Raw genomic sequence first — 11,148 nt, 5'->3', positions numbered from 1 at the left:
TGTGCGGCAGTTGCTTCTCCGGTATGGGCGAGTGTCGGGTCAGGATGATCCGTACAGGGGCGGGCGGTTGACCCGTTCGGGCGACCCGCCCCCTTCTTCGCGCTCGGTTACTCGCTTCGCGGAACGCTCCGCCGCTCGTTTCGCGGCTCGCTCCGCGTCTCGTTCCGCAGGCGGAACCAGTAGAAGCCGTGGCCCGCCAGGGTCAGCAGGTACGGCCACTCGCCGATCGGCGGGAAGCGCACGTCGCCCGTGAGTTCCACGGGGACCCGCCCGTTGAACGACCGCAGGTCCAACTCGGTGGGCTGCGCGAAGCGGGAGAAGTTGTGCACGCACAGCACCAGGTCGTCCCCGAACTCGCGCAGGAACGCGAGCACCGCCGGGTTGGACGAGGGGAGTTCCGTGTACGAGCCGAGTCCGAAGGCCGGGTTGGCCTTGCGGATCTCGATCAGTCGCCGGGTCCAGTGCAGCAACGAGGAGGGCGACGCCATGGCCGCCTCGACGTTGGTGACCTGGTACCCGTAGACCGGGTCCATGATGACCGGCAGGTTCAGCCTGCCCGGATCGCAGGAGGAGAAACCGGCGTTGCGGTCCGGGGTCCACTGCATGGGCGTGCGGACGCCGTCGCGGTCGCCGAGCCAGATGTTGTCGCCCATGCCGATCTCGTCGCCGTAGTAGAGGATCGGCGAGCCGGGCAGGGACAGCAGCAGGGCGGTGAACAGCTCGATCTGGTTGCGGTCGTTGTCCAGGAGGGGGGCGAGGCGGCGCCTGATGCCGATGTTGGCCCGCATGCGCGGGTCCTTGGCGTACTCGGCGTACATGTAGTCGCGCTCTTCGTCCGTGACCATTTCGAGGGTCAGCTCGTCGTGGTTGCGCAGGAAGATGCCCCACTGGCAGCGGTCCGGGATGGCCGGGGTCTTCGCCAGGATCTCGGAGACGGGGTAGCGGGACTCTCTTCGCACCGCCATGAAGATGCGCGGCATGACGGGGAAGTGGAACGCCATGTGGCATTCGTCCCCGCCCTTCGTGTAGTCCCCGAAGTAGTCGACGACGTCCTCGGGCCACTGGTTGGCCTCGGCGAGCAGGACCGTGTCGGGGTAGTGCGCGTCGATCTCGGCGCGGACCCGCTTCAGGAGGCGGTGGGTGCGGGGGAGGTTCTCGCAGTTGGTGCCCTCCTCCGCGTAGAGGTAGGGCACGGCGTCGAGGCGGAAGCCGTCGATGCCGAGGTCCAGCCAGAAGCGCAGCGCCGAGATGATCTCCTCCACGACGGCCGGGTTCTCGTAGTTGAGGTCCGGTTGGTGCGAGAAGAAGCGGTGCCAGTAGTACTGCTTGCGTACGGGGTCGTACGTCCAGTTCGAGGTCTCGGTGTCGACGAAGATGATGCGGGCGTCCTGGTACTGCTTGTCGTTGTCGGCCCACATGTAGTAGTCGCCGTACGGGCCGTCGGGGTCCTTGCGCGACTGCTGGAACCACTCGTGCTGATCGCTCGTGTGGTTCATGACGAAGTCGATGATCACCCGCATGCCGCGGGTGTGCGCGGCGTCCACGAACTCCACGAAGTCGGCGAGGTCGCCGAACTCGGGCAGCACGGACGTGTAGTCGGCCACGTCGTAGCCCCCGTCGCGCAGGGGCGAGGCGAAGAACGGCGGGAGCCACAGGCAGTCGACGCCGAGCCACTGGAGGTAGTCCAGTTTCGCGGTGAGCCCCTTGAGGTCACCGACGCCGTCGCCGTTGCTGTCGTGGAAGGAGCGGACGAGGACCTCGTAGAAGACGGCCCGCTTGAACCAGTCGGGATCGCGGTCCTTGGCGGGGGTGTCCTCGAAGGTGTCGTGGACGGGATCGTTGATCATCATGTGGTGGGTGACCCTCCGGTGGGCGGGGACGGTCGCAGGGCGGCCAGTACGTGCGCGGGCGTGCGGCCCGGTTCCAGGCGCACGTAGTTCGCCCTGCCCCAGTGATAGGTCTCGCCGGTGAGCTCGTCGCGCACCGCGAGGGACCCGTGCCAGTCGAGGCCGAGTACCGGCATGTCCAACGAGACCGTCGCCTCCTGGGTGTGGTGCGGATCGAGGTTGACGACCACCAGTACGGAATTGCTCCCCGCGTGCTTCGAATAGGCGATCACCTGTTCGTTGTCGGTCGAGTGGAAGTGGATGTCGCGCAGCTGCTGGAGGGCGGGATTGCGCCGGCGCATCCGGTTCAGGGAAGTGATCAGCGGGGCGATGGAACGGCCCTCGCGCTCGGCGGCGGCCCAGTCGCGCGGGCGCAGCTCGTACTTCTCCGAATCCAGGTACTCCTCGCTGCCCTCGCGCAGCGGCTCGTTCTCACAGAGCTCGTAGCCGGCGTAGACGCCCCAGGTGGGGGAGAGGGTGGCGGCCAGGACGGCCCGGACCTCGAAGGCGGGCCGACCGCCGTGCTGGAGGTACTCGTGGAGGATGTCCGGGGTGTTCACGAAGAAGTTCGGGCGCATCACGGAAGCCGAACGGGTGTCGGACAGTTCCGTCAGGTATTCGGTCAGCTCGGCCTTGGTGTTGCGCCAGGTGAAATAGGTGTACGACTGCTGGAAGCCGATCGCCGCGAGGGCGCGCATCATCGCCGGCCGGGTGAAGGCCTCGGCCAGGAAGATCACGTCGGGATCGGACTTGTTGATGTCCGCGATCACCTTCTGCCAGAAGACGACCGGCTTGGTGTGCGGATTGTCGACGCGGAAGATCCGGACGCCGTGGTCCATCCAGTACCGCAGGACCCGGCAGGTCTCCTCGACGATTCCCGCCATGTCGGTGTCGAAGTGGATCGGGAAGATGTCCTGGTACTTCTTCGGCGGGTTCTCGGCGTACGCGATCGTGCCGTCCGCCCGGTGGCGGAACCACTCTGGGTGCTTGTCCACCCACGGGTGGTCCGGGGAGCACTGGAGGGCGAAGTCCAACGCGATCTCCAGGCGCAGCTCGCGGGCGCGCGCGACGAAGGCGTCGAAGTCCTCGATCGTGCCGAGGTCCGGGTGGACCGCGTCGTGCCCGCCCTCCGGGGAGCCGATGGCCCAGGGCACCCCGGGATCCCAACTCCCGGCCGAAAGCGTGTTGTTGGGGCCCTTGCGGAAGGTCGAGCCGATGGGGTGGATCGGCGGCAGGTAGACGACGTCGAAGCCCATCGCGGCGATCGCCGGCAGCCGCTCGGAGGCCGTGGCGAAGGTACCGCTCACGGGAGCCGAGCCGGGCTCCACCACCGCTCCCTCGGAGCGGGGGAACATCTCGTACCAGGAACCGAAGAGGGCCCGCTTGCGTTCGACCAGCAGGGGCAGCGGCTTGGCGGCGCTGACCAGCTCCCGGTACGGGCGCCGGGCGAGCGCCGCGTCCACGGCGGGCGCGAGCGCCGCCGCGTGGCGCGCCCCGACGGGCCGGTCCTCGTCGCGCATCGCGTCGGCGGCGGCCAGCACGGCCTCGCGCCCGTCGCGCTTGGGGACCTTGGCGGCGGCCCGTTCGTAGAGCTCGGCGCCTTCGAGCAGCGTCAGACCGGTGTCGAGGCCCGCCGGGATCTTGACGGCGGCGGTCGCCCGCCAGGTGGCGACGGGATCGCTCCACGCCTCGACGGTGTACGTCCACCTCCCCTCGACCTCGGCGGACACGCGGGCCCCCCACCGGTCGGTGCCGGGGGCCAGCTCGCGCAGCGGTACGGGCGGGCGCAGCCGCCCGCTCGGATCGCGCAGGACGACGTGCGCGGCCACGGCGTCGTGGCCTTCTCGGAACACGGTGGCGGAGATCTCGAAGACCTCGTCGACCACCGCCTTGGCGGGTCTGGCGCCGCAGTCGACGGCGGGGCGGACGTCCAGCACGGGAATGCGACCGATCATGATGGGATCACCTGGGGGCAGTTCGCAGGGCTCGGTGACAACAGGCCGGCAGGAATCACAGCCGGTAGTGCACGCTCTGTTCGCTCTGTTTCTAGCCGCTCGGAAGACGGCTGGGCTGCGGGCATGGCCGCTCCTGTCCGCGTTCACTCGGGTGGCGGGGAAAGGTGGTGGGCGGGTGCGCCGTGCGTGTACCGCGTGTACCCGCTGAGCCCTTCCCACTCACGCCCCGACCAATCCGTGCCGTTGGTTAACTACTCGTACGTAGTGGAACGCGGATCGCCGGGGCCCGGATCGACATCGGGCCGAGGCCCCGTCAAGTCGACGAGGAACCAACCATGTACGCGATGACACCCCCCGTCCCAACCGTCCCGCCCGCCTCACAGCCGGTGTTCACGCTGCCCTGCGGGTTGGTGCTGCGCCCCTGGCGGGAGGCCGACGCGGGGGTGCTCGTCGCCGCCTACGAGGATCCCGGCATACGCCACTGGAACCGTCCGGAGCCCGAGACCCCGGACTCGGCGGTGGCCCGTATCCGACGCTGGCACGGCCGCTGGTCGGAGGGCGGGGCGGCGGTGTGGGCCCTGGGCCGGCCCGGCCCGGATCCGGCCGTGGGCCTCGTCGGCCTCGGCGACATCGACCGGCGCGGCGGCAGCGCCGAGTTCCTGTACTGGCTGCTGCCCGAGGGCCGGGGCCACGGCGCGATGGAACAGGCCGTGCGGGCCGTGTCCCACTGGGCGTTCACCGACGCCGGGCTGCACCGGCTGCGGATCTGCCACTCGGTCGCCAACCCCGCCTCCTGCGCCGTGGCCACCCGGGCCGGCTTCCCCCTGGAGGGCACCATGCGCGGCGCCCTCCTGCACGCCGACGGGTTCCACGACGAACACCTCCACGCGCGCCTGGCCACCGACGGCCCGGTCCTCGCCGAGCCCATGCCCGGCCCCTGAGGTCGCGCCGGGCCGCCGAGGTCGGGCGACACCCCTGAGGCCGGGCGGGACCCCCGAGGTCGGGCGGGCGTGCGGCGACCGCGCGGGCATCCGGTGACCGCGCGGCTTCGAAAAGGGGAAACCCCGCTGCTCAGGGGGTCGGGCTACCGCCGGTACGGGGGAGAATGCCGGCATGGGCCTGACGCAACAGCTGGCAAGTCCCGACCCCCGGGAACGGGAGGCCGCCGCGCACGCCGTGGCCCGCGCGGTGTGGGACCCGGACGCGGAGACGGTGCTCGCCGCCGCGCTCACCGCAGCAGCCGCCGACGAGGAGGACCCCGCCGCGCGCCGGGCCCAACTGGAGGCCCTCCCGGCCGTCGAAGGGGGCCTGGGCGACGCCGACCTGGAGCGGCTCGGCCGGCTGTGGCCGGCCCCGCCCGCCCTGGACCGCCTCCTCGCCCGCGCCGGCCGGCTCCAGGTCTGCGCCCCCGCCCGACCCAGCGGCGCCGCGACCCTCACCGAGGTGCGCTGCCTGCGCGGCGCCCCGCACACCGGACTCGGCCTGCGCACCCCCGAGGGGGCCTGGGTGGTCCTGGAGCGCATCGAGTTCCAGGGCCGGGCCGTCGCCCGCCTCGAAACCGGCCGCACCGCGCGCGTCCTGCTCTCCGGTCCGGGGGCGCGCGACCTGGGGGAGTGGGACCGGCTGGAGGCCGACCCCCGCGCGCGGGAGTACGTACGCCTGCTGCGGGCCCCCGATCCGCGCGTGCGCGAACTCGCCGCCGCCGGGACCGCCGACTGGCCCGACTCCTGGGACCCCGACACCGGGCGCCTCCTGTGCGCCGCCCTCGCCCGGGCCGCGCGCGCCGAAGCCGACCCCGAGGCCCTGGAATCCCAGCTCCACGCCCTCCTGCAACTCGGCGACCACCTCGCGCCCCCGACCCTCGCCCTGCTGCGGACCCTGGACCCGGCGGCCCTGCCGGCCCCGGTGCGCCCCTACCTGGACGAGCTGTTGGCCCCCTGACGCCCCGATGCCCTCGACGCCTCGACGCCTCGACGCCTCGACGCCTCGACGCCTCGACGCCTCGACGCCTCGACGCCTCGACGCCCCGACGTCCCGGCGCCGCGCGGCCCGGACGGGCTCCCCGGGCCCCGACCGCCGGGAGGCGCCATGGTCGGTCCGGGGCTTCGACGCTAGCCTTCCGGGGGCGATGCGCGGGTGCACAGCGTGGTGCGGCCGCTCCTGTCCGTCATCCCCTGCGAAGGTGGAACACGTGAAGGCTATCCGTCGATTCACCGTGCGCCCCGTCCTCCCGGAACCCCTGATGCCGCTCGCCGAGCTGGCGCGCAACCTGCGCTGGTCCTGGCATACGGAAACCCGCGAACTCTTCCAATCCGTCGACCCCGAGGGCTGGCAGGCCGCCGGCGGTGACCCCGTCCGGCTCCTCGCCGCCGTACCCGCCGCCCGTCTCGCCGAACTCGCCGCCGACCGACGCTTCCTGCGCCGCCTCGCCGTCGCCGTCGCCGACCTCGACGACTACGTCCACGGCGGCCGCTGGTACCAGACCAACGAGAACGCCGCCGACCTGCCCGCCGCCATCGCCTACTTCTCCCCCGAGTTCGGCATCACCGCCGCCCTCCCGCAGTACTCCGGCGGCCTCGGCATCCTCGCCGGGGACCACCTCAAGGCCGCCAGCGACCTCGGCGTCCCCATCATCGGCGTCGGCCTGCTCTACCGGCACGGCTACTTCCGCCAGTCGCTGTCCCGCGACGGCTGGCAGCAGGAGCACTATCCCGTCCTGGACCCCCACGAACTGCCCCTCGCGATGCTCCGCCACGAGGACGGCGCCCCCGCCCGGGTCTCGCTCACCCTCCCCGGCGGACGCACCCTGCACGCGCAGGTCTGGCAGGCCCTCGTCGGACGCGTGCCGCTGCTCCTGCTCGACTCCGACGTCGAGGACAACGACGCCGGCGCCCGCGAGGTGACCGACCGGCTCTACGGGGGCGGCAGCGACCACCGCCTCCTCCAGGAGATGCTCCTGGGCATCGGCGGGGTCCGGGCCGTCCGCGCCTACTGCGCCATCACCGGCCATCCCGACCCCGAGGTCTTCCACACCAACGAGGGCCACGCCGGCTTCCTCGGCCTCGAACGCATAAGGGAACTGGACGGGGAGCAGGGCCTCGGCTTCGACGCCGCCGTCGAGGCCGTCCGCGCCGGGACCGTGTTCACCACCCACACCCCCGTGCCCGCCGGCATCGACCGCTTCGAGCGCTCCCTCGTCGCCCGGCACTTCGGCGAGGGCGGGGAACTGCGCGGCGTACCCGTCGACCGGATCCTGGAACTCGGCGCCGAGACCTACCCCGGCGGCGACCCCGGCGTGTTCAACATGGCGGTGATGGGCCTGCGCCTGGCCCAGCGCGCCAACGGGGTCTCCACCCTGCACGGAGCCGTCAGCCGGGGCATGTTCGCCGGGCTCTGGCCGGGCTTCGACCCCGTCGACGTCCCCATCGCCTCCGTCACCAACGGCGTCCACGCCCCGACCTGGGTCGCCCCCGAGGTCGTGCGGCTCGGCGCCCGCCAGATCGGCGCCGGGCGCGCCGAGGACGCCCTCGCCGTGGGCGCCTCCCCGCGCTGGGACGCCGTCGCGCAGATCCCCGACCAGGACGTGTGGGACGTACGCCGGATCCTGCGCGAGCAGCTCGTCCAGGAGGTGCGCGACCGGCTGCGGGCCTCCTGGAAGCAGCGCGGAGCGGCCGACGCCGAACTCGGCTGGGTGGACTCCGTCCTCGACCCGGACGTCCTGACCATCGGCTTCGCCCGCCGCGTCCCCTCCTACAAGCGGCTCACCCTGATGCTCCGCGACCCCGAGCGGCTGCGCCGACTGCTGCTCGACCCCGACCGGCCCGTGCAGATCGTCGTCGCCGGCAAGGCCCACCCCGCCGACGACGGCGGCAAGCGGCTCGTGCAGGAACTGGTGCGCTTCTCCGACGACCCCCGGGTGCGCCACCGGATCGTGTTCCTGCCCGACTACGGCATGGCCATGGCGCAGAGGCTCTACCCCGGCTGCGACGTGTGGCTGAACAACCCGCTCCGCCCGCTGGAGGCCTGCGGGACCAGCGGGATGAAGGCCGCGCTCAACGGCTGCCTCAACCTCTCGGTGCTCGACGGCTGGTGGGACGAGTGGTTCGAGCCCGACTTCGGTTGGGCCATCCCCACCGCCGACGGGCTCGGCACCGACGAGGACCGCCGCGACGACCTGGAGGCGAACGCCCTCTACGAGCTGATCGAGGAGCGGGTCGCACCCCGCTTCTACGACCGGGCCGGCCGGGCCGGGCTGCCCGTGCGCTGGATCGAGATGGTCCGCCGCACCCTGGTGTCCCTGGGCCCCAAGGTGCTCGCGGGCCGGATGGTGCGGGAGTACGTGGAGCGGCTCTACGCCCCCGCCGCCCACTCCCACCGGGCCCTGGACCCCGCCGCCGCGCGGGACCTCGCCTGGTGGAAGGGGCGCGTACGGGCGGCCTGGCCGCGGGTGGCGGTCGAGCACGTGGAGGCCGTCACCGCCGCCCCCGTCGCCGGCACCGCGGAACTGGGCGCCACCCTCACGCTGCGGGTGCGGGTCGCCCTCGACCCGCTCGCGCCCGAGGACGTGGAGGTGCAGGCCGTCGCCGGCCGGGTCGACGCCCAGGACGTGATCCGGGACGGGCGGACCTTCCCGCTCAAGCCCGCCGGCGGACCCGACCTGGAGGGCCGCTGGGTGTACGAGGGGCCCCTCGCCCTCGACCGTACGGGCCCCTTCGGCTACACCGTGCGCGTCCTGCCCGCGCACCCGCTGCTGGCGACCCCGGCCGAACTGGGACTGGTCGCGGCCCCGGTGGACACCGACGCCGTCGGCGGCGTCCTGCTGCGCTGACCGCGCCGGCCGGGATGCTCGGGGGCGGGCGGTGGCTCCACCGGCCGCCCGTCCCCGACCAGCGTCCCGGCCCGCTCGGGAGGATCGGCGGATGGCCCCGCAGGGCGCTCCGGAAGGGTGAACCCTCGAACGCATCTCGCATGCCGCGCCGCTTGGGCGGCGGATTCCGCTCCTACGCTGCCCCGGCGGCTGCCCGTCGGAAAGGGCACCCGCGGAACCCCGAGAACGGATCCCCCATGCGAATGCGCACCACGGCAGCGGCCCTGCTCGCCTCGCTCGCGCTCGTCCTGCCCACGGCCGGGCAGTCCCAGGCGAACGCGAACGACCGCGACTACCCGGACACCCTCGGCGAACTGCACTACCGGTACGTCGACAACAGCGGTGACACCCGCCGCAGGACGATCGAGCCGGCGGACAACGACACCTGCTACCAGCTCACGGGCACGCGCCGCAATCCGGCCTACTGGGCCAAGAACGAGACGGACTCGCTGGCCTTCCTCTACGAGGGCACCAGCTGCGGCGGCAACCCCGAGGAGATCCTGCGACCGGGCGAGTACGCCCGCGACCTGAACGTCCGCTCGGTCCAGTTCCAGCCGACCGACCACGGCGGCCACCACGGCCGCGACCACGACGACTGGGACGACGACCGCAACCGCGCGGGCGGACAGCAGCGGCACGGCTCCCTTCAGGGCCGGGCCCTGCGGGAGGCCGGCATCCCCGCCGCCCTCGCCCGCCACATGAACTGACGCACACCGCGGCACGGGGCCGGGACGGCCGGCGCCCCCGGCCCGAAGGCCCCGACCCCGCACGCGCGGCCCCGGCACCGAAGCGGTGCCGGGGCCGCGCACGCGTCCACCCGGGTCCGCCCGGCCCACCCGGTCCACCCGGGGCCGGTCGCAGCGGGCGCGGGGTCCGTCGGGTCAGGCGCGGGGCGCGGCCCCGACCCCCGTCGACAGCCACGCCACCACGTCCGCCGCCGTGTAGGGCGCCGCGTCGGGTGCCAACCGGGTCAGGAAGGACAGGTCCTTCCCGATCGTCACCAGCGGCGGTTCGATCCGCCCGCGCGGACGCCGCTGCGCCAGGCCGATCGTGGCCAGCAGCCCGTTGCACAGACACCGCCTGCCCACCGTGTCCGCCTCGGCCCCGCCCTTGCGGACGTACGCCGCGACCGGCTCGGCCGCGCACCGGTACGCGAGCCCGCGCGGCCCCCGCACCGGGGTCCGCAGGAAGCCCAGGTCGCAGACCCGGCGCCGGGCCGCGGCCACGTCCGGCTCGGAGAGCGTGCCGGGCAGCTCCGCCACCTTGAAGGGGAAGGCGGTCGGGGAGGCCGCGGGGTCGTTGCGGACCGTCAGGGTCCCGGCGTGCGCCCGCCCCAGCAGCTCCTCGCGCAGCGCGCGCGTCATCCCCGACTCCTCGCACAGCGCGAAGGCGCTGCCGACCTGCACCCCGGCCGCGCCCGCCGCCCGGGCGGCGGCGACCGCCTCGGGGCTCGCCTGCCCGCCCGCGAGCCAGAACGGCAGGCCCAGCGCGGCCATCCGGGCCGGGTCGGGCCGGTCGCGCGGACCGTAGACGGGCTCGCCGTCCGCGTCCAGGGTCAGCGGACCGCGCGGCGGGGCGCTGTGGCCGCCCGCGCCGCTGGTCTCCACGACGAAGCCGTCGGGTCGGGTGGCCTCGTCCCGCGCCAGGTAGGCGGCGAGGACCGGCAGCGAGACGATCGCCAGGACCTCGGGGCGCCGCAGTCGGCCGGGCAGGGGCCCGGCCGACAGGGAGCCGGGATCGAAACGGTGGGCCAGGGGCTCCTCGTCGCCCTCTACCGCGACGCGCGTGACGACCGGTTCGCAGCGCGCCAGCCGGTCGGCGAGGGCAGGGATCTGACCGGGTACGCCGGCGCCGACCAGGACGTGGTCGACGCCTGCCAGGATCGCGCCGAACATCGCGGGGGCGGTGGCGAGCTGGATCTTCTCCAGGTAGTTGATGCCGACGAGACCATCGTGTCCCTCCTTGGCGAGCCAGACCTCGACGAAGTTGCCGAGTACGGTGAGGATCTCGGCCCGGCGTCCCCCGTCGGCGCGCAGACGCGGCGTGGTGCGCATCGGCGTGTCGTCGTCGAGACCGTCCGGGCGGAAGTACGCGTCGAGCGCGGCGTCCGCCAACTCCGGCAGCGGGAACGCGGCCAGGGCGCGGCGGGCGTGGCCGCCGGGGTCGCCCGTCTGGAGGACGCGGACCAGGACCACGTCCAGGGCGGTGCCCGAGACCACCCCGAGCTGGCCGGTCAGGGAGACGGCCCGGGCGAGGCGCCAACCGGAGACGCCGACGCCCATGCCGCCCTGGATCAGCCAGGGGCGCCGCCGGGCGGGAGGGGGCGTGGGGATCTGGGGCACGGTGCACGTCCTCGGGGATGACCCGAACCTACGGTTCCGTAGGTTCGGCTTCCACTATCCCTGCGCGCCGGGCCGCCGCAGGGCGCCGAAGGTCCCGG

7 protein-coding genes are annotated in these 11,148 nt (G+C 73.4%); 4 read left to right on the top strand and 3 right to left on the bottom strand.

Translation table 11 applies throughout. The features are described 5' to 3' along the window. Nucleotides 1–107: 107 nt before the first annotated feature. Together treS and ACZ6ZI_RS14700 are read right to left on the bottom strand one after the other, a co-directional pair. Entirely contained in the window at nucleotides 108–1,850 is a 1,743-nt protein-coding gene (gene treS / locus ACZ6ZI_RS14705) for a maltose alpha-D-glucosyltransferase (protein ID WP_469520104.1), read from the bottom strand. Then, nucleotides 1,847–3,841, bottom strand: a complete 1,995-nt coding sequence (locus ACZ6ZI_RS14700; RefSeq protein ID WP_469520101.1) for an alpha-1,4-glucan--maltose-1-phosphate maltosyltransferase — start codon at nucleotides 3,839–3,841, stop codon at nucleotides 1,847–1,849. The genes treS and ACZ6ZI_RS14700 overlap by 4 nt, the downstream gene beginning before the upstream one ends. 344 nt (nucleotides 3,842–4,185) lie before the next feature. Between ACZ6ZI_RS14700 and ACZ6ZI_RS14695 the strand changes: the two genes are divergently transcribed. The 4 genes from ACZ6ZI_RS14695 (at nucleotide 4,186) to ACZ6ZI_RS14680 (ending at nucleotide 9,415) form a co-directional block, all read left to right on the top strand. Then, a complete protein-coding gene (locus tag ACZ6ZI_RS14695) occupies nucleotides 4,186–4,782 on the top strand; it encodes a GNAT family N-acetyltransferase (RefSeq protein WP_469520097.1) in 597 nt (198 codons plus the stop codon). Nucleotides 4,783–4,954: 172 nt separating this feature from the next. Continuing rightward, nucleotides 4,955–5,782, top strand: a complete 828-nt coding sequence (locus tag ACZ6ZI_RS14690; RefSeq protein ID WP_469520094.1) for a hypothetical protein — start codon at nucleotides 4,955–4,957, stop codon at nucleotides 5,780–5,782. A 250-nt stretch (nucleotides 5,783–6,032) separates the two neighbouring features. After that, nucleotides 6,033–8,669 (top strand): alpha-glucan family phosphorylase, encoded by a 2,637-nt coding sequence (gene glgP / locus ACZ6ZI_RS14685; RefSeq protein ID WP_469520091.1) that lies wholly within the window; start codon nucleotides 6,033–6,035, stop codon nucleotides 8,667–8,669. Between the two features lie 236 nt (nucleotides 8,670–8,905). Beyond that, on the top strand, nucleotides 8,906–9,415 hold the full coding sequence (locus tag ACZ6ZI_RS14680) for a hypothetical protein (RefSeq protein ID WP_469520089.1): 510 nt from the start codon (nucleotides 8,906–8,908) through the stop codon (nucleotides 9,413–9,415). A 174-nt stretch (nucleotides 9,416–9,589) separates the two neighbouring features. On the opposite strand, the gene ACZ6ZI_RS14675 is transcribed toward ACZ6ZI_RS14680, so the two are convergent. Next, the gene (locus ACZ6ZI_RS14675; RefSeq protein ID WP_469520086.1) at nucleotides 9,590–11,050 is read right to left on the bottom strand and encodes a nitronate monooxygenase; all 1,461 of its coding nucleotides are present in this window, start codon (nucleotides 11,048–11,050) and stop codon (nucleotides 9,590–9,592) included. Nucleotides 11,051–11,148: the final 98 nt, after the last annotated feature.

It is taken from the genome of Streptomyces sp. NPDC103540 (assembly GCF_055584445.1).
Note: the sequence above shows the minus strand (reverse complement) of the source record. Positions and strands in the feature narration are given on the sequence as shown.